Origin of the sequence: uncultured Bacteroides sp., assembly GCF_910578895.1 — a bacterium.
GTDB lineage: Bacteria > Bacteroidota > Bacteroidia > Bacteroidales > Bacteroidaceae > Bacteroides.
Genome location: NZ_CAJTSC010000029.1, coordinates 23,520 through 43,110, shown reverse-complemented (window position 1 = coordinate 43,110; position 19,591 = coordinate 23,520). Strand labels below are relative to the sequence as shown.

Below are 19,591 nucleotides of genomic sequence, written 5' to 3'. Positions count from 1 at the left end.
TTGGGGGGATCACTTTAAAGTGAACGGAAGGGGGCAGATACGAGTGGATTTTCCAGTCTTGGTTGAAATCATATCAAAGAAATCATCAGTTTCCTTATACTCCCCTTTCAGCCATAGTAACATCGTGCTGATACGCTGCCCCATTTCACACTGCAATACAAATAAATCTTTACTCTCCGCATCAATATCCGATAAGTTTTGACAAGCATATAACTGTTCAACTTCACTATACGCCAGCGCAAAACTCCGACTTAAATCATCATCTTTCAGTTTCTTAGTTTGAAGTTCATAATTTTCAACTCCCACATTAATATTACTTGGAAAGTCTTCAAATTTCTTTGCTGTACGTATTACACTCATTATATGCCCCATTTTGGTTTTGACGGTCTTATACTCTGCCCCTATCTTTGACCTCGTTGTAGGGGTAATATTCAGATGCCGTTCATAGAGTGCTAATGTTTTTTTACTTACATTTTCAAGTGTATCACCGCCATTACTTTCCAACCACTTACAAAAGTCCCGAACAATAGCTATCTTTTGCCTCGTACCTTGTTTCTCGTAGTTCCAATGGTCTGATATTACTTTGGTAAACACCGCAGTTGCCTTTAGTGGGTTCGTATTTTTCTTTGCCGCCATAGTCTTCTTAATAGTTGGGTTAACGCAATCTACAAATAGGGATTTGACCTTAGCCTCATCGGTCAACAACTCTACATGCTCACAAAGATACTGTTTTAACCTTTCAATCTGAACAGTCACTTCCATTATTTTGGTGTTGACTATGGCATTGTTTCGACTATCAAGACCACTCAAACCACCACCCATACGGGCAATCTGTCTGTTCTTATCCCAATGGGAAGCATAGACCTTAACCCCCGTACTGACTTTTATCTGCTGCCCCCACAGCGTTGCCACCGCATAAATAAGAGTTGCCCTACGGCTATTAGGTTTCCGTAGATTGAAATGTACCTGCCAATCAAGAAAAATCTGTTCATCCATACCGTTCTAAATCAGGTGCTAAAAGTGGTGCTAAATATGGTTCTAAAACGGTATTCCACTAATATGCTCCCATTTCAATAAAACGTTAACACACTGATTTACAAATATGAAATAAAAGACAAAAATCGCCCACATACGTGTATAAAAAAAGGAAGCTTTTCACAAAGCCTCCTTTTTCAGTTTTCAATAGGTATTAGTTTTTTTTAAGGTAAAAAGATTGTTTTCAGGATAACGTTGCAAATATAGCCGCTTTTCGAGATACCAACCAAATTAAAAAACATGTCTTATAACATCTTTTCTTTTATTCTTTTGATTTTATTATCATTTCAAAGCATTTTTCTACATCTGCAATCGTTTACAATGGACAAATATAGGGTTATTTTCCATTAAACACTAAAAATTTCCTAAAAACTTACTTGCTTCTTTCATCCGAATAGTGCTCGTCTGTGCGTCCGCTGTGTTTCAACACTTTGGCATCAATAAAGAACACTATCTCCTCGGCGATATTCGTAATGTGGTCGCCCGAACGCTCCAATTTACGGAATACGCTAACCAAATTCAAGCACGAAAGTGCACTTTCGGGATGCTTTCCGATGTAATCGGCAAGAACGGCAGCGGCATCCGCATTAATTCCATCCAATAGATTATCTTTGGCAAATACCGCTGTCGCCATCTCCTGACTCTCCTCACGGAGAGCTTTCTGGGCAAGTTGGAGCATGGACAGCATCTGCTCTATCATCTCTTCCAACCGTAATTTTCTTATCAATTCGCTGTCCAAAGCAGGTTCCTTGCAATTCAAAGCAAAGCGGGCTATGCCCTCGGCAAAGTCACCCAAACGCTCCAAATCCGTATTGATTTTAAGCATGGCAAGCACAAAACGCAAGTCAATGGCAACAGGGTTATAGAGTGCGATAATATCCTCCACATCGCTATCTATCTTAAGTTCAAAGGCATTGACACGACGCTCACGCACCAATACCTGTTGTGCCAGTTCGCGGTCTAAAGTCAGCACCGCCTCTCCAGCACGGTCAAGCTGATTATACACCAAAGTCCACATTTCGTCTATTTCTTTTTTCAGCAAGACGAGTTCTGATTCGATAAACTTTACCATAATGCTTCTTCTATTTCTAAATTATCAATCACATGCCATACCGTTTGTTAACTGCAAGAAACGGTTTATCTTAACATCCCAACCAACTATCATCCGAAACGCCCTGTTATATAGTTCTGCGTCTCTATCTTATCGGGATTGGTGAAAATCTTCTTTGTATCACCGAACTCCACCATTTTGCCCATATAAAAGAAAGCCGTGCTATCACTTACGCGAGCTGCCTGTTGCATATTATGGGTGACGATTACAATGGTGTATTGTTTCTTTAATTCATGAATTAGTTCCTCTACTTTCGCCGTTGAAATGGGATCAAGGGCTGATGCCGGCTCATCCATCAACAAGACGGAAGGAGACACTGCCATGGCACGGGCTATACAAAGGCGCTGTTGTTGCCCGCCGGAAAGAGCGTATGCAGACTCCTTGAGTTTATCCTTCACTTCATCCCAAAGAGCAGCACCTTTCAACGTCTCCTCTACCCGCCGGCGAATAAAAGCATTGTCGGTAACCCCGTTTACACGCAATCCGTAGGCGACATTCTCGAAGATGCTTTTTGGAAAGGGATTAGGACGCTGAAACACCATGCCGACGTTTTTGCGCAGTTCGTCCACTTGTACGCTTTTCTTATATATATCCTGACCGTCGATAAGGATTTCACCGGTCAGGCGAGTGCCGGGAATCAAATCGTTCATGCGGTTCAGCAAACGGAGAAAAGTGGATTTACCACAACCGGAAGGTCCGATAAAGGCTACGACCGACTTTTCTGCAATATCCATACTGATACCTTTCAAGGCGTGGAAGTCGCCATACCAGAAATTCACATCACGCGTTTCTATCTTATTTATCATGTCATTGAGGGTTTTATAAATTTAGTTCATTTTGATTTTCTTCTCGAAATATTTCCGCAACGCATTAGCCAGCAAATTGACCAGGAGAATGATTATTATCAATACCAAAGCCGTGCCGTAAGCAATAGGCAATTGGGCTTCCATGTCGGTACCGCTGGTAGCGATGACATACAGATGATAAGGTAACGCCATACACTGGTCGAAGATACTGCCGGGAAGTTGCGGCAGGAAGTAGGCGGCACAAGTAAAGAGGATAGGTGCCGTTTCTCCCGACACACGCCCCAAAGCCAGAATCAGACCGGTAATGATATTGGGCATTCCCATAGGCAAAATTACATGCTTGATAGTTTGCAGTTTGGTAGCTCCCAAAGCGCGGCTGCCCTCACGCAGACCATCGGGTATCGCCTTCAAAGCCTCCTCAGTGGTACGAATCACCAAAGGCAGACTCAAAAGCCCCAATGTAAGCGAACCGGCAAGAATACTATCGCCGAAGTCCATGTAATTGACAAACAACGCCATGCCGAAAAGACCGAATACAATGGAAGGAATACCGCTCAGGTTGTTCGTCATCATGCGAATGAAGCGTACCACCCAACCTTTGGACGCATATTCGTTCATATAGATGCCACTCATCACTCCTACCGGAAAAGCGAACAACGCACTACCTGCCATCAGACAGAAAGTACCGACGATGGCAGGCAGAATGCCGCCGGAAGTCATACCGTCTGTCGGGGCGCTCGTCAAGAATTCCCAGTCAATAACCCCTATACCCTTATATATGATAAAACCAAGAAGGGCGAAGAGAATTCCTACTACACTAAAGCTCAGCAAACGGAATAATCCGAATGTGATGTTTTGCGAAAGATGTTTTCTGCTTATCATATCCTTTTATTTTCTTTTGCCCGAAGAAACAGCTTCTACCGTGAAGTTTATCAACAGGCTGATAAAAAACAATACTACTCCCAAGAGGAACAATGCCTCGTAATGCGCGCCACCTGCCGGTGCCTCGCCCAGTTCGGCAGCAATGGTGGCAGGAATCGTGCGCAAAGGTTCCAAAATGTTACGAGGGATTACAGCGGCGTTTCCCGTCACCATCAACACCGCCATGGTTTCACCCATGGCACGCCCGATGCCCAGTACCACTCCGGACGTAATGCCCGATATGGAATAAGGTATCACCACCTTATATATGGTCTGCCACTGCGAAGCACCCAGTGCCAGACTGGCTTCGCGCATGGCACGCGGGCAGTTGCGCATAGCATCTTCCGTCACTGTAATGATAGTGGGCAGTGCCATAATGGCAAGTACAATACTTCCTGCCAGTCCACTCTCGCCGACAGGCAAGTCGAAGGCATTTTGCAATAAAGGAACTATCACAATCAATCCGAAAAAGCCGTAGACAACGGAAGGAATACCACTCAGCAACTCTATGACCGGTTTCATCAGATTACGTATCTTGTAATCCGCTACCTCAGACATGTAAACCGCCACTGCCAGCCCGAACGGCAATGCGATGAGAATGGCAAAAAAACTCACCCACAATGTGCCTGTTATCAATGGCAAAAAGCCGAACTGAGGCGCCGGAGTTGCCGTAGGGAACCACTCTGCCCCGGCAAAGACGTCCTGCAACGAAATAGTGTTGTCCTGCAACAGACAAACAGCATTGGGACGGGCTATGAACTGCTCCGGCACAAAAGCCGCCATACCCGGCGTACGTTCTATCAAATCCGTAATGCACGTACCCGCATACTCATAAGAGGCTCCCAACTGCTCTTCCGTATAGTATTGTGTCACATCTTCCAGACGAAAAAGCCGAATGGGGAGATTTTTGCCGCCCACTTCCTGCCAATCGGTTATCTCTTCATCGAAAATATCCTTTATTTGCGCCGAAGTAAGCCTGCCCACTCCATTTTCTTTATTCAATGCCAATACGTACCCTTCCTCAATCACCCGGCTGTTGAACAATCCTACCGCTTCGGAAAAAAGGAATAGGACGATAAGCACAATCGTAAGGCTTGTCACAAAACCGCTACAAGCCAACAAACCTTCTATAACCTTCTCAAAAACTTTTTTCATATTGCCTATTTTTTTCTGTGCACAAAGGAACGGGATAAATGTTACGGCAATGTGACTATCGTTTGAAAGAAACGTTGCAAACATGTTACAAAACCGTTACAATAAACACGCGCCCGTTATTTGTAACAAATATGTAATATATGTTGTTTTAATTTGCAACAAAATACAGCACATCGGAAACATACCATCGTGCATTATCGTTGTTTAAATATCATCCTAAAAACATCTGCATTATGATGAAACATTTATTTTCTGCCCTCCTTGTGTCCGCATTTGTCACCACCGGCGTCCAGGCACAGCGTATTAAAGGAAGCGACACCGTTCTCCCCATTGCACAGCAAACCGCCGAACGGTTCATGACATTGCATCCCGGCACGCGCGTCACCGTCACCGGTGGCGGAACCGGAGTAGGCATTTCCGCCCTGCTGGACGAAACGGCAGACATCGCAATGGCCTCCAGAAGTATCAAATTTAACGAAAAAATGAGAGCGAAAGCCACCGGAGAAAACCCGGAGGAAATAGCGATTGCTTATGATGCACTGGCAGTGGTCGTACACCCTTCCAATCCGGTAAAGCAACTCACCCGTCAACAACTGGAGAATATCTTTCGTGGCAAAATCACCAATTGGAAGCAAGTCGGCGGAGACGACCGGAAGATAGTGGTCTACTCGCGCGAGACATCTTCCGGCACCTACGAATTCTTCAAAGAGAGCGTACTGAAAAACAAGAACTACATGAGCAGCAGCCTTTCCATGCCGGCCACCGGAGCCATTATACAATCTGTCAGCCAAACACGTGGAGCTATCGGCTACGTGGGACTTGCTTATGTATCGCCACGCATCAAAACCCTTGCCGTAGCTTACGATGACAGGCACTTTGTTGCTCCCACTCCGGAAAATGCCGCCAACAAAACTTACCCTATCGTGCGCCCGTTATTTTATTATTACAACAAGAAAAACTCCGGTCTCGTAGAGCCGCTCTTGCAGTTCATGTTATCGCCTACCGGTCAAGAAATCATTAAAAAGAGCGGATATATTCCCGTGAAATAATGAGATATACAAAAAAATAGTCGTATTTTTGCGCCATTATACGAATAATAATAACATTATGGCAGAAATAAAAAGCGAAGAAACAAGCGAAAAGAAGAGCCTGAACTTCATAGAACAAATAGTAGAGAACGATTTGAAAGAGGGTAAAAACAACGGAAAAGTACAGACACGTTTCCCGCCCGAACCTAACGGTTATCTCCACATCGGACATGCCAAGGCAATTTGCCTGGATTTTGGTATTGCTGCCGCACACGGTGGTATCTGTAACCTGCGTTTCGATGACACCAACCCCACCAAAGAAGATGTGGAATATGTGGAGGCCATCAAGGAAGATATCCAGTGGTTGGGTTACCGGTGGGGCAACGAATACTACGCTTCCGACTATTTCCAACAGCTATGGGACTTCGCCATCCGCCTCATCAAAGAGGGCAAAGCATATATCGACGAACAGACTTCCGAACAGATTGCCGCCCAAAAAGGCACTCCTACCCAACCCGGCGTAGAAAGCCCGTACCGTAACCGCCCCATCGAGGAAACACTTGAACTGTTCCAAAAGATGAATACCGGAGAGATTGAGGAGGGCGCTATGGTGCTTCGTGCCAAAATCGACATGGCAAGCCCCAATATGCACTTCCGCGACCCGATTATCTATCGTGTCGTGAAGCATCCGCATCACCGTACGGGCACCACATGGAAAGCATATCCGATGTATGACTTCGCCCACGGGCAAAGTGACTATTTTGAGGGTGTGACTCATTCGCTGTGTACATTGGAGTTCGTTCCTCACCGCCCGTTGTACGATCTCTTCGTGGATTGGGTAAAAGAAGGAAAAGATTTGAACGACCACCGTCCCCACCAATACGAATTCAATAAGCTCAACCTGAGTTATACGCTCATGAGCAAACGCAATCTGCTTACTTTGGTAAAAGAAGGTCTCGTCAACGGTTGGGATGACCCCCGTATGCCGACTATCTGCGGTTTCCGCCGCCGTGGCTATTCACCCGAATCCATTCATAAATTTATTGATAAAATCGGGTATACTACTTATGACGCCCTCAATGAATTTGCATTGCTGGAAAGCGCCGTGCGCGAAGACTTAAATGCCCGTTCCACCCGTATATCCGCCGTATTGAATCCGGTGAAACTCATTATCACCAACTATCCGGAAGGACAGGTTGAAGAGTTGGAAGCCATCAACAATCCGGAACGCCCGGAAGAAGGCAGCCACCACATCGAATTCAGCCGTGAACTATGGATAGAACGTGACGATTTCATGGAAGACGCTCCGAAAAAGTATTTCCGCATGACGCCCGGACAAGAAGTACGCTTGAAGAGCGCATACATCGTGAAATGTACCGGCTGCAAGAAGAACGATGCCGGAGAAATCACAGAAGTATACTGCGAATACGACCCTGACAGCAAGAGCGGTATGCCCGGAGCCAACCGCAAAGTCAAAGGTACGATTCATTGGGTGAGTTGTGCACACTGCCTGCAAGCCGAAGTCCGTCTTTACGACCGCTTGTGGAAAGTAGAAAACCCACGCGATGAGTTGGCCGCCATCCGTGAAGAAAAAAATTGCGATGCCCTGACAGCCATGAAGGAAATGATCAATCCGGATTCTCTGAATGTATTGCCATGCTGCTACATTGAAAAATATGCTGCCGGCATGCCCCCCCTCTCTTACCTGCAGTTCCAGCGTATCGGTTACTTCAATGTGGACCGCGACTCTACACCGGAAAAAATGGTATTCAATCGCACTGTGGGTCTGAAAGACACTTGGGGTAAAATCAATAAATAATATAAAGAGTAAAAACAGTTAATGAGTAAAAATAATCTGCTGTCCGGAAGAGACAGGGAGTTGCAAGAACTTGCAGAACAATACGAAGCCGCAATAGCTGAAAACAGACCTATCTATCTGGACGCAGACGATTTAGCCGACCTTGCCGACTGGTATGCCATGCACGGAAAAGACGTACAAGCTACCGAAGTCATAGAATACGGTTTAAGATTACATCCCGGCAATACTCCCCTGTTGGTAGAGCAAGCCTATCTCTTTATAGATGCCCAGGACAGAAACAGTGCCAAGCAGGTAATAGAGCAAATATCCGAAGATTATTCTCCGGAAGTAAAGGTGCTCAAAGCGAACCTCCTTTTGGGTGAAGGCAAAATAGATGAAGCGGAACAACTTCTTGACACTATAGAAGACAAACAGGATTTGGCCAATATCGTGGATGTAGCTTATATGTATATTGATATGGGGTATCCGGATAAAGCTACATCGTGGTTGGAAAAAGGTTCGAAAAAATATGCCGAGGAAGAGGCATATCTGGCGGCAACGGCGGATTGTCTCCATGCACAAGGGTTAGAGCAAGAAGCCGAGACATTCTATAATAGACTGATAGACAAAAATCCCTATTCGGCTCCTTATTGGTTCGGGTTGGCGCGTTGCTATTTCAGTCAGCAGCTATTTGACAAGGCCATCGAAGCTTGCGATTATGCAATCGTAGGAGATGAAGAATTTGCCGACGCTTATATAATGAAAGGCCATATTTTCCATCAACTGGGAAATGAGAAAAGCGCACTCGAGAATTACACTTTAGCAGAAAAATACAATGCCATTAATCCTGCAACACTCCAGATGCTTATCGGGTTCGATGAAATATCCAAAGGATGCTGGGAAGAAGGATACCGACATTTCGAATCGGCAATACAAAGCGAAAGTATCGAACCGGCAATATTGCCTTCCTTATATGCGCATGCGGCACTTTGCCTCTATAACTTAGGAAAAAGGCAGCAAGCCAAGGGATACTTCAAGAAATCCCATGAAATAGACCCTGAAGATGCAGCCCCGTATTTGGTTGAAGGGCGTACCTATCTGGAAGACGGCGACTATGACACGGCAATAAAAAAATGGGCTTTGGCTTTAGAGTACGCGCCGTATGCCGAGACCTGGTACGAAATTGGCACATATTGCCTGGAGTTGGACCAACTGAACTACGCCAAATTCGCTTTTGAACATGTCAAAGAGTTGGATTCACAATTTGAATATATCAACGAAAAACTGGCTGCTATTTATCTGTTGCTCAACGATAAAGAGAATTTCCATAAATACAACCAGCTTTCCAAACAACCATTCCGACCGGAAGATTTGCAGAAAATAGAGCAACTGCTGGAAAGCGAAGATAAAGGAGAGCTGGCAAAAGCAATGAGGGATATCTTGAATGCGTTACAATAAGCAAGCATGTAAACAAACCGTTAAATACAAATATAGAGTATGGAATCATCAGCAGAACTCATTAAATGGGTATTGGAGAATTTGGATTATTGGATAGTCACCATTTTCATGACTATTGAGAGTTCATTTATCCCGTTCCCTTCGGAAGTCATAGTGCCGCCGGCTGCATGGAAAGCAATGACCGACGACAGTATGAATATCTTCCTTGTCATTATTTTTGCAACTATCGGCGCCAATCTCGGTGCGCTCATAAATTATTATCTTGCACGTTGGTTGGGGCGTCCTATCGTCTACAAATTTGCCAACAGCCGTTTGGGGCATATATGCCTGATTGATGAAGAAAAAGTACACCGTGCCGAAGAGTACTTCAGAAAACATGGTGCCGCATCCACATTCTTCGGTCGTCTTATCCCCGCAGTGCGGCAACTTATCAGTATTCCGGCAGGATTGTCAGGCATGAAATTGGCACCATTTCTGATTTACACAACACTCGGTGCAGGAATATGGAATACGATATTGGCGTTACTCGGCTATTTTATATATCGGTTCACGGACATTAAAACAACCAATGATGTCTATCTGCTGGCAACGAAATACAGCCACGAAATCGGCTATATCATTATAGCGGTGGCGATATTGATTATAGGGTTCCTTATTTATAAAGGTATACGACAGAAAAAACGATAAACAAAAAAACGGTGGATGAATATCAAGCTTCATCCACCGTTTTTTCATTATATATAGCTAAGTCTAAAGAGCTTATTTCCTAACTGCTGCAATTGCCTTATCGTAATCCGGCTCTTGGGTAATCTCCGGAACCAGTTCCGTATAGGCAATCTTTCCATCCTTACCGACAACAATCACTGCACGAGCCAGTAAACCGCTTAACGGTCCGTCTGCCATACGCACGCCATAGCTCTCATCAAAATCGGAAAAACGAAAATCGGACAAGGGGATTACATTCTCGATTCCTTCTGCCGTACAGAAACGGGCATGTGCAAAAGGCAAGTCTTTTGAAATGGCGAGTACCACCGTATCCGGTAAACCGGCAGCCAATTTATTAAATTTGCGTACGGAAGCAGCACATACGCCGGTATCCAAACTTGGAAATATATTAAGAATTACATTCTTGCCATTCAGTTCTTTCAATGAGAAAGAGGACAAATCCGTCTTTACCAATTCGAAATCAGGAGCAGCCGCTCCCACTTTTATGAACTCACCGATTACTTTTACCGGTTGTCCTTTAAATTTTGTTATAGCCATAATTTTATCAATTTATATGGTATACTAACAAACAGAACACAGAAAAAGTTCAACGATGGCAGCTTCCGATCATCTTTTATGATGCAGAAAACGGAACATAGTTGTTCTGGACACCCCCATTCGTCGGGCAAGTTCCGAACAGGATGTCCCCTTTTTTTGTTCTTTAAGCAATTGCTTCTTATTCTCTGTAAGTATTCTCATTTTAGGCATATCCCCTTTCCTACGCCCCAAACGCTTTCCTTCCTGTTTCCTACGTGCCAATGCCTCTTTAGTCCGCATTGAAATCAGATTACGCTCGATTTCAGCCATCAGCCCGAACGCAAATCCCAGTACCTTACTGTTAATATCATTCTGAAAAACATATCCCTCTTTAGTGCTATACAATATCACCTCTTTTTTTATGCACGAATTAAGAATAGTCATAATTTCAAGCAATGTACGGCTGAGCCGTGATATCTCCGTCACAATTAAAGAATCGCCGGGACGCATCTTGTCCAGTACTCCCGACAACTTACGCTCCTTGCTACTGATGCTTCCGCTAACAGTTTCCGTATACCACCTGTCAATACTCAACCCGTTCCTCTCTGCAAAACGTGTAATTTCCTCGCGTTGGTTTTCCAAAAACTGTTTTTCTGTACTTACTCTTAAATAAGCTACTACTGCCATAAATTTTGTTGTTTTTTATTGGTTTAACATCGCCAAAGAACGACTATTCCAATAACACCGCCAACGTATCCATACGCATCCTTTACTAAAGGAGTTTAGAGCCTGTTTAATTTTCTTCAAAAAGAACGCTCAAAAGACCATACCTATATCAAAAAGGTAAAAAATGTTTTGAGCGAAGCTAATGCCGAACAAAATTTAAACAGGCTATTAAAAATAAATGATAAAAAAACTCCCGGCTACATTCAGTAACCGGGAGTCCCTGTTTCAAATTCAAAAATAGGATATGCTCTTTACATCAACGTACAATACTCCAAAATGTCAAGAAGATTATTTTGAAGTACTCCTTCAAGGAACGATTATTGATGTATTTCATATTATACCTAATCTTATCAGGCATAATCAACTCCACATAAGCCTTATCCGCATCCTCCGCTTGTCCAAGTATTGCATTCTCATCAACATATTCTATTGAAGCATAATCCGTTATACCCGGTCGCACAGACAGGACCTTGCGTTGTTCTTCCGTATAGAGCTCGACATACTTACGTACTTCAGGACGCGGGCCTACCAAACTCATATCTCCTTTCAGGACATTAAACAACTGAGGGAGTTCATCCAGTTTATACTTTCGTATAAAATAGCCGATACAGGTTATTCGCGGATCGCGCCCCCCTACAGTTATCAATCCCTGTTTATCAGCTCCCACACGCATCGAACGGAACTTATAAACATAAAAATCCTTCCCGCGACGTCCTACACGTAACTGGCGATAAAATCCGCCGCCGTTACTTTCCAAGCGGATTGCCACATAAAGAAAAAGGAAAACAGGAGACAGGAAAAGTATACCCAGAAAGGAGAAAAAAATATCAAAGAAGCGAATCATAATGCTGTAGTCGTATCACTTTGCAGTTTCGTCACCTGCCACTTTATGATATGCCGATTTTACCGTGTCAATGATAAAAGCCAATTTCTCTTCATCCAGTTGCGGATATATAGGCAAGGATATTTCTCCCTTAAAGTTCTCGTAAGCTTGAGGATAATCTTTTATATCATAGCCTAAAGAGTTGAAGAAGGATAACATAGGCATCGGAATAAAGTGGACATTCACAGCCACTTCACTTTTGGCTATTTCATCAATCATCCGGTCGCGCTGTTCTTCCGTAAAGCCTTTGACACGTAAGGCATAGATATGGTAAGAACTCTCTTTATCCCCTTCTATCGAAGGTGGCACAATTGCCCAGCCACAGTTTCCAAAAGCTTGGGTATAAGCATCGAATACCCTTTTTCTCTCTTCGAGCAGTTTAGGATATTCCCGCATCTGCGCAAGGCCGATAGCGGCATTCACATCCGCCATATTGATTTTCATCCCCAGCCCCACAATATCATAACGCCAACCACCCGCTTTAGATTTAGAGAAAGCATCCTTTGTCTGGCAATTCAAACTCATCATGCGAAGCTCCTTATACAACCCCGCATTGTCAAAAGGCATGGGCAGGTTCAAACAAATCGCTCCACCTTCGGCAGTCGTCACATTCTTTACGGCATGAAGCGAGAAAATAGCGACATCCGTCTCACACCCCGTACGCCGGTTCTTGCCATACCATGCCCCCAATGAATGGGCGGCATCATTCATCACAAGGATACGCCCCAACTTTTCCTGTACCGGACTTTCCGCCTCGAACATCTCCCTTATTTCGGGGGCATTTACCAATCGCATGATATCATCGTAATCACAAGGAAAACCTGCGATATCCACAGGAATGATAGCCTTTGTCCGTGAAGTAACAGCTTTACGAATGGCATCTACCGAGATATTAAAGTCCGTACCCGAGTCTACCATCACAGGTTTGGCGCCGGCATGCAGTACCGCTAATGCCGTAGCACTATATGTATAAGCAGGGACAATCACCTCATCCCCTGCCTTCACTCCCAGCCAACGGAGCATCATAATGGCTCCCGAAGTCCAGGAATTTACACAAAGCACTTCTTTAGCACCGGAGAAAGATTTTATTTCCTCTTCCAGTGCTTTCACTTTAGGTCCAGTGGTTATCCAGCCGGAACGCAAAGAATCAACCACTTCATCGATGATGCTGTCATCAATGTAAGGGGGAGAAAATGGTATTTTCATGATTAATATAATTTAGTTATCTCATTTTTCTATAAATCAGATCAAGTATTTGGGTCGGCATTAGTTTGGCTATTGCATACATCAAGGCATAACAATCTTCTTTCAAGCCAAATCCCAACATTTCATTTATCCGTCTGCGAAGAGTAAAAATAGATTTTGCGTGTTTCCACCCTCTTCTACGTTGAAAGAAGTCAATATCTAATCTAAATTTTAAAAGGTATTCCGGCAAGTTGGCAAATTTACATCCTGCTTGAAAGCCCTTGGCCCACATCATTGTATCTTCGCCAAAATAAGTATCCACCGGATACAACCCCGCCTTTTCGAAATAAGAGCGGCGGAACATCACAGTAGGATGTATCATGCAGTCGCGCATCCTGAAAAAGTCCAAGCATTCCTCATTCGTTAACGGCATCCGCTTTCTAAAGTACTCATTACCGCCGTCGTCTATCTCAATTGCCCAAGTTCCCAAACAATCGATATCCGGATGATTTTCCATATATGCAATCTGTTTTTCAAAACGTTCGGGCATGGATATGTCATCGGCATCCATACGGGCGATGTATTGATATCCCATAGGTAAGACAATTTTCAGAAGGTCATTAAGAGAACAAGCCAAGCCTTTATTCTGCGTCCTCTCAAAAATAAATATATCTTTTTCAGAAAGATTAGATAAATATCCCCTGACTTCGTTATCTATATCCCCGTCTAATTGAATAAATACATCAGTTGAAGAAAATGTTTGAGTAAACAAACTGTCCAAAGACTCTTTCACACAAGACAAATTATCCTTCCGATATATGGAAAGAATGACTGCTATTTTCTTCATCACGCTACGCTAATGTTTTTATTTTCGCTATCAAGCTATCAACAGTATATGTATAGTCCCAAAACTGATTTACAATCCATTCTCTTTCATCGAATTGAAGAGTTACCTCATCCCGCATTACAGTAAGCAACTCTTCAAAAGTGTGCACTCTTTTGCCAGGAGTATACTTATCGAAATCAAAAGCCAAATCCCTGCCTGCTGTTATATATTCTGCATAATCAAAAGGGAACAAGAGTACCTCTTTTCCGGGCATTAACAAATAATCATAATAGATGGAAGAGTAATCGGTTACGAGAACGTCTGTAAACGGAAGAACCGGATAAATATCAATCTTTTTATCCAATACTAAAATATTACTATACCGGCTCATTTCTTCCATCGAAAGATTGCTTTCCGGATGCAACTTTAGTAAAAATAAATCCCCCTTTTGTTTTAATATCTCATTCAATAGTACAAAATCAAATCCTGCACTTACAATAAAGTTCTCTCTTGTTTCACGCCATGTAGGCATATATAAGTATGATTTCCTACATTTTTTTAATTTTTCTATTAAATCCAGACTCTCCACAGACTCATATTGATATATAAATTGTTTCAGTTTCTCCGGATGCCAGCTAAAAATATCGCAACGAGGATAAATGCCCTCTATACATTCCTTATCCGTTATTCTAAAACATTGTTTAAAATGCTCTGTCATGAGCGGCGAAGTAGACAGAAACAAATGGGGACGCTTGAACAAGTACGGAAGATAGACTCGTGAAAAGAAGTTCTTCTCATCGTATATTTTTCCGGCAGAACCTTTAGTAGACTTAAACTCGATATTCTTTATACCGACCCCATGCCAAAGGTTCACCCGCTTTACCCTGCCAGATGTCCAAAAATTCACATCAATCAAATGAAAACCATATATGTACGTACCTGCTGTAATGCTATGAAAAAGTCCTTTTATACCCCACCTGTAATAAGCAGGAAATCCCAGCTCTCTTATTTTCCTTTCTTCAGCACGCGTAGCTGCAATCCAATAACATTTTTTCATCTTACACCCGGCAATCACATAGATAAAAAAATATTTAGGATTTCCACTAAAGCCAACATGACTGCCTACCAACCACTTCTCTTTGTTTCGCGGTGCAATAAAAGACAATACATATAATGGGTACCCCCAAATAATCTCAATGTTCTTTTTCACTATTTCTTTGATACTTCTCCGCTTAAACATCAAAGAAATAAGAGAAAATTTTGCTTTCAAACTCATGAACGTTTTATTTTCACATCAATTACTTCACCTGTCATTGAAGAGAACAGGCTATTAACCGAAACAGCGGCTACAACATTAGACTTCAGTAAACTGTCATCAGGTTCCATACCAAAGTTTTTTGTTCGCATAGGCGTCTTTGTACGTTCCGGATTAATACAATTTACACGTATTCCACAATCATACCATTCCTCACTTAATGCTTGTACAAAATTGACAATTGCAGCCTTGGAAGACGAATACAAACTGTACAAAGAACGCCCTCTTGTATAAGAGCTGGAAGTGAACAACAACAATGCACCTTTGCTATCTTTCAAATACGGATAAGACTCCTTAGCAACAATAACAGCACCTAAATAATTAATATTAATGCTTTTACAGATATCTTCATAGGACATATTTACCAAGGGTTCTTTATCAAGTATTCCGGCAGTGTTCACTACGGCATCTATCCGTCCTTCCTTTTCATACACCTCTTTAAGAGCTTTTGCTACCAATAACTTATTTGAAATGTCAACCCCATTCTCCGAACGACTAAAAGAATATATATGCGCTCCATGACAGTTGCAGATGTTAACGATGTCAAGTCCTATGCCATAACTACCGCCAAAAACCACAATTACAGAGTTTGCCAACCCTAATTGCGCTTTAGGAGTTACCGTCTCGTTCTGTTGAGCAACAGACTTTAATTGAAACAATTTATCCAAAAGAAACAAATCTTCTTTATAAGTAAGTTTCATATTAAACTGTTCACCTTTTACAACATAAACCGGTTCATCGGGCAAATATTTATAAACTACACCGCAATCATCCGTTGTTTTAAAATCGGGGTCTTGCAATGCCAATGTATAAGCCTTTTTAATTGTAGATAACTTAAAAGCCTGTGGAGTTTGCCCATTACGCAGGTTCTCACGAGCAGGAATACCGGTTATGTACTCTTTCTCATTTACCTGAATAATCGTATCAGTAGTCTTAATAGCAACATCTACTGCATTATATTTTTCCAAAGCCTGTATGCAGTCCGATATAATCCGATCGTTCACTAAAGGACGCACGGCATCATGAAAAATAAGATTGAGTTCTTTGTCACCATCATAAGCATTAATAGCCGCCAAACTGGAATGATAACGCTCTTTACCACCTTGAAGAATCCTTTTCAATTTGGTATAACTATTCTTAATCACAATACTCTCTACATCACTCAAAAAGTTAGGATTAGAGACAACTACAATCTCATCTATTTGCGGATGATTTTGAAACACATCCAATGTGTGTTCAATAATCTTTTTTCCGGCAACTTTCAAAAATTGTTTAGGAACAGAATCACCTAAACGCTGACCGGTACCCCCAGCCAATATAACAGCAATATTTTTCATTATTTATTCAAGAAATTAACTGCTTTGCAGCTTCTACTTTATCAAACTTATCAATAAAACTTTTTAAATCTTCTGATTTCAATCGTTCATATTTTCTATGTAGCAAAATGTCCAAACATTCTTCATCACTGTTTACTAAAAAGCCAGTCTTATTATCCATGATTGTTTCTACAACGCCACCTTTATTCCTGCCAATAGCAGGAGTTCCACACGCTTGAGCTTCCAAATACACCAATGGCAAACACTCATCGTAATCTGATAAAAGCCAAAAACAATCTGCTATAGAATAATACACTTTTAAAGAATTTCGCTCTATATTCCCTAAAAAAGTAACATTTTCCGACAAAGATTCTTCCAGAACTCTCATTTTTAGTTCTGATAAATAGGGACCATCACCTGCTATCATCCAATGATATGTAGGATCTTTTAAACACAATACTTTAAAAATATCAAGCATCTTAGCATAACCTTTCATTGCAACAATCCTACTTACTGAAAGTAATATGTGGCAATTCTTTAGTTTATCATCCCGATAAACATCGTTCACTTTATAAAACACCTCTTTATCAATACCTGTATATACAACTTGTACTTTAGAAGATAAATGTTCTAAATGAGCAGCATTTAAAACTTTTGATTTATGAGCACTACTTACAGATACAATCTTTCTTGAATTACAGAGGGTCTTTTTATGGAACTTCTTCAAACGAAAAATATAATTGTTAAATATATTACTCAATAATCTATGATTCTTATAAAACCATTCTACTTCGAATCCTTGTATTATAGTAATACATTTATCAAACTCTTTTTTGTTAAAAATCCGACCAACAACCCCAGAAGTATTCGATTGGTTTAATATAATATAGTCATACTTATTATAATCAACCTTCTTCAAAAAGAAATAGTAGTTCAACATCCAAAATTTTTTACCAAACGAATTAGGGATTTCTATAATTTCGAATTTTTCATATTTCTTTCTATCTTTATGTCTACAACAAATAACAGATACTTGGTAGCCCAACAATGCTAAATTAACAGCATAATCATATGCAACAATTTCTGCTCCCCCTGTATCAGGTGGAAAACCATAAGATATAATTAAAACTTTATTTCTCAACATTATTTAAATATAGTTTTTTGATAATACTTAAGTTCACCAGTATTAATGTTTTCCTGCATCCAATACAAATTATATTCATGAAGTAAAAGTATTAGAAGTGGGTTACATAACTTTCATTTAATAGGTTCTACCCAACGTGCTTACTATCCATAGAATAAATAAGGTAATGCTGTTTTAGATAAAAAAATAACTGTATAAAAAACAATATAAATAAAGGGCGGAACAACGCAGATACTATACTTAGTGGAGCAGCACGAGGAGAAATAAAAAATGCTGGTAATATAAAAAATAAAAGAAATATTCCCGTATACGATTTTTTATATCTTTCTACAAAAAGTATTACACAAAAAGTGAATAAAAAGCCAACAATCATCACTCCAAACATTCCACCTAAGATATAAGATTCCGCAACAGTACTACTTCCCATGCCATGTCCTGACAAATAATATTTTGGTGCTACCATATATGAAAGTTTATCTGCCCAAGAGTATCCCTTCTTTACCGTTTCTGCAACTTGCCCTTGTGGAATTCCAAGGTCAAGCCTCTCCATAATAGGATTTTTCCTTAAATCATTTGTAACAGGACCACAAAAATAAAGCCATCCATTTACAACATCATCCGCGTGTTCTATCGTCCGTCCAATAGTTTGTATAGAAGTCCCTTGCTGCCAAAAAAAGGTTTGTACTAACTGCATAATGGGGATACTACTCTTCTCTTTACTATCCAAACTTTGAAATCCATTTTCGCGGAAATCATTAACAACTTGGGCTGTATATATCAATCCAAACCCAGTCAAGCCCAAATATATTACACGCTTCTTGTCTATCTGTAAACCTCTAAATCCTAAATATGCAACGAATGCAAATATTTGCGTAAAAGTAGCCGTCCTTCCACCCGTTCCAAGCATTGCTAATAATGTGAAAATATAAAATGACAGAACAAACTTATATTTCTTTCCGGATGGAAATGTACTCAAATATAAAAACAACCCAGCCATGCAGAAATCATCGCTGATTCTCAGAATAGGATTGGTAATTGTAGACTCAGACTCATTTAAATAGACCAATAGATATCCATTGTCTATTACATACTTCACTGCCTGATACAAATAGATTAGATAAGGAATAGCAAACACGATGAAAAGACCAAAACCAAAATTCCGCATTCCTATTATAATAGAAGTTTCTTTCTTTATATTTCCATTACTACGCAATCTGCCAGTAAGATAAAATACAGACAAGGCACCTAAAGAAGTAAACAGTAAAAAAAAAGCCAACGCATTCAACATTTCAAATCGAATCGGTTGCGAAAAAAAAGACCAATCATTAGCCCATGTTGCCACATCAAAAAAGGCACTTTCCACTCCAAAAGCATCCAAAAAAACCCGTGACATCATAAAAACACCGAATGCAAAAAGATAAAGAATATATGGATGAACGATATTCGTTCCAAACAATAATGGTACTATAAATCCTACGACATATATAGCGCATACATAATATTTCAGAAATGAAATAATGCCTTCATTAGGGCATTGCGCCCAAACTACAAATTGCACAAAAATTAATATCAAATAGAAGAGTGAAAAGACTTTTATTTTGTTTCTCTTACTATTTAAAACACTCATTTCCATAAAATGTAC

18 protein-coding genes are annotated in these 19,591 nt (G+C 41.2%); 4 read left to right on the top strand and 14 right to left on the bottom strand.

Annotation, left to right across the window (positions count from 1 at the left end; genetic code table 11):
- Positions 1 to 9: 9 nt before the first annotated feature.
- From QZ327_RS08935 to pstC, 5 genes are all read right to left on the bottom strand, one after another.
- On the bottom strand, positions 10 to 996 hold the full coding sequence (locus QZ327_RS08935; RefSeq protein ID WP_294618728.1) for a hypothetical protein: 987 nt from the start codon (positions 994 to 996) through the stop codon (positions 10 to 12).
- 412 nt (positions 997 to 1,408) lie between these two features.
- A complete protein-coding gene (gene phoU, locus QZ327_RS08930; protein WP_294618727.1) occupies positions 1,409 to 2,107 on the bottom strand; it encodes a phosphate signaling complex protein PhoU in 699 nt (232 codons plus the stop codon).
- An 89-nt stretch (positions 2,108 to 2,196) separates the two neighbouring features.
- Positions 2,197 to 2,952: a phosphate ABC transporter ATP-binding protein PstB gene (gene pstB / locus QZ327_RS08925; protein ID WP_294618726.1), complete on the bottom strand. Its 756-nt coding sequence runs from the start codon at positions 2,950 to 2,952 to the stop codon at positions 2,197 to 2,199.
- 21 nt (positions 2,953 to 2,973) lie between these two features.
- Positions 2,974 to 3,834 carry a phosphate ABC transporter permease PstA gene (gene pstA / locus QZ327_RS08920; protein ID WP_294618725.1) on the bottom strand — a complete coding sequence of 287 codons (861 nt, stop codon included), beginning with the start codon at positions 3,832 to 3,834 and terminating at the stop codon, positions 2,974 to 2,976.
- Positions 3,835 to 3,840: 6 nt separating this feature from the next.
- Positions 3,841 to 5,028: a phosphate ABC transporter permease subunit PstC gene (gene pstC / locus QZ327_RS08915; RefSeq protein ID WP_294618724.1), complete on the bottom strand. Its 1,188-nt coding sequence runs from the start codon at positions 5,026 to 5,028 to the stop codon at positions 3,841 to 3,843.
- A gap of 233 nt (positions 5,029 to 5,261) precedes the next feature.
- On the opposite strand from pstC, the gene QZ327_RS08910 reads away from it, so the two are divergent.
- From QZ327_RS08910 to QZ327_RS08895, 4 genes are read left to right on the top strand one after another with little or no spacing between them, the layout of a single operon-like run.
- The gene (locus QZ327_RS08910; RefSeq protein WP_294618723.1) at positions 5,262 to 6,077 is read left to right on the top strand and encodes a PstS family phosphate ABC transporter substrate-binding protein; all 816 of its coding nucleotides are present in this window, start codon (positions 5,262 to 5,264) and stop codon (positions 6,075 to 6,077) included.
- 58 nt (positions 6,078 to 6,135) lie between these two features.
- Positions 6,136 to 7,875 carry a glutamine--tRNA ligase/YqeY domain fusion protein gene (locus tag QZ327_RS08905; RefSeq protein WP_294618722.1) on the top strand — a complete coding sequence of 580 codons (1,740 nt, stop codon included), beginning with the start codon at positions 6,136 to 6,138 and terminating at the stop codon, positions 7,873 to 7,875.
- A gap of 21 nt (positions 7,876 to 7,896) precedes the next feature.
- Positions 7,897 to 9,312, top strand: a complete 1,416-nt coding sequence (locus QZ327_RS08900) for a hypothetical protein (RefSeq protein WP_294618721.1) — start codon at positions 7,897 to 7,899, stop codon at positions 9,310 to 9,312.
- Between the two features lie 39 nt (positions 9,313 to 9,351).
- A complete protein-coding gene (locus tag QZ327_RS08895; RefSeq protein ID WP_294618720.1) occupies positions 9,352 to 9,999 on the top strand; it encodes a DedA family protein in 648 nt (215 codons plus the stop codon).
- Positions 10,000 to 10,071: 72 nt separating this feature from the next.
- Here the strand turns inward: QZ327_RS08895 and tpx are convergent, their stop codons facing one another.
- The 9 genes from tpx to QZ327_RS08850 form a co-directional block, all read right to left on the bottom strand.
- Positions 10,072 to 10,575 carry a thiol peroxidase gene (tpx, locus tag QZ327_RS08890; protein ID WP_294618719.1) on the bottom strand — a complete coding sequence of 168 codons (504 nt, stop codon included), beginning with the start codon at positions 10,573 to 10,575 and terminating at the stop codon, positions 10,072 to 10,074.
- Between the two features lie 69 nt (positions 10,576 to 10,644).
- On the bottom strand, positions 10,645 to 11,241 hold the full coding sequence (locus tag QZ327_RS08885; RefSeq protein WP_294618718.1) for a master DNA invertase Mpi family serine-type recombinase: 597 nt from the start codon (positions 11,239 to 11,241) through the stop codon (positions 10,645 to 10,647).
- Between the two features lie 295 nt (positions 11,242 to 11,536).
- Positions 11,537 to 12,124, bottom strand: a complete 588-nt coding sequence (locus QZ327_RS08880) for a sugar transferase (RefSeq protein ID WP_294618717.1) — start codon at positions 12,122 to 12,124, stop codon at positions 11,537 to 11,539.
- A gap of 15 nt (positions 12,125 to 12,139) precedes the next feature.
- Positions 12,140 to 13,369, bottom strand: a complete 1,230-nt coding sequence (locus QZ327_RS08875) for a DegT/DnrJ/EryC1/StrS aminotransferase family protein (protein ID WP_294618716.1) — start codon at positions 13,367 to 13,369, stop codon at positions 12,140 to 12,142.
- 16 nt (positions 13,370 to 13,385) lie between these two features.
- Positions 13,386 to 14,195 (bottom strand): glycosyltransferase, encoded by an 810-nt coding sequence (locus QZ327_RS08870; protein ID WP_294618715.1) that lies wholly within the window; start codon positions 14,193 to 14,195, stop codon positions 13,386 to 13,388.
- Positions 14,196 to 14,199: 4 nt separating this feature from the next.
- Positions 14,200 to 15,450, bottom strand: coding sequence for a CDP-glycerol glycerophosphotransferase family protein (locus tag QZ327_RS08865; RefSeq protein WP_294618714.1), 1,251 nt, complete (start codon positions 15,448 to 15,450; stop codon positions 14,200 to 14,202).
- A complete protein-coding gene (locus tag QZ327_RS08860) occupies positions 15,447 to 16,826 on the bottom strand; it encodes a bifunctional cytidylyltransferase/SDR family oxidoreductase (RefSeq protein ID WP_294618713.1) in 1,380 nt (459 codons plus the stop codon). The genes QZ327_RS08865 and QZ327_RS08860 overlap by 4 nt, the downstream gene beginning before the upstream one ends.
- A gap of 7 nt (positions 16,827 to 16,833) precedes the next feature.
- Positions 16,834 to 17,949, bottom strand: coding sequence for a glycosyltransferase family 4 protein (locus tag QZ327_RS08855; protein WP_294618712.1), 1,116 nt, complete (start codon positions 17,947 to 17,949; stop codon positions 16,834 to 16,836).
- Between the two features lie 127 nt (positions 17,950 to 18,076).
- On the bottom strand, positions 18,077 to 19,582 hold the full coding sequence (locus QZ327_RS08850) for an O-antigen polysaccharide polymerase Wzy family protein (protein ID WP_294618711.1): 1,506 nt from the start codon (positions 19,580 to 19,582) through the stop codon (positions 18,077 to 18,079).
- Positions 19,583 to 19,591: the final 9 nt, after the last annotated feature.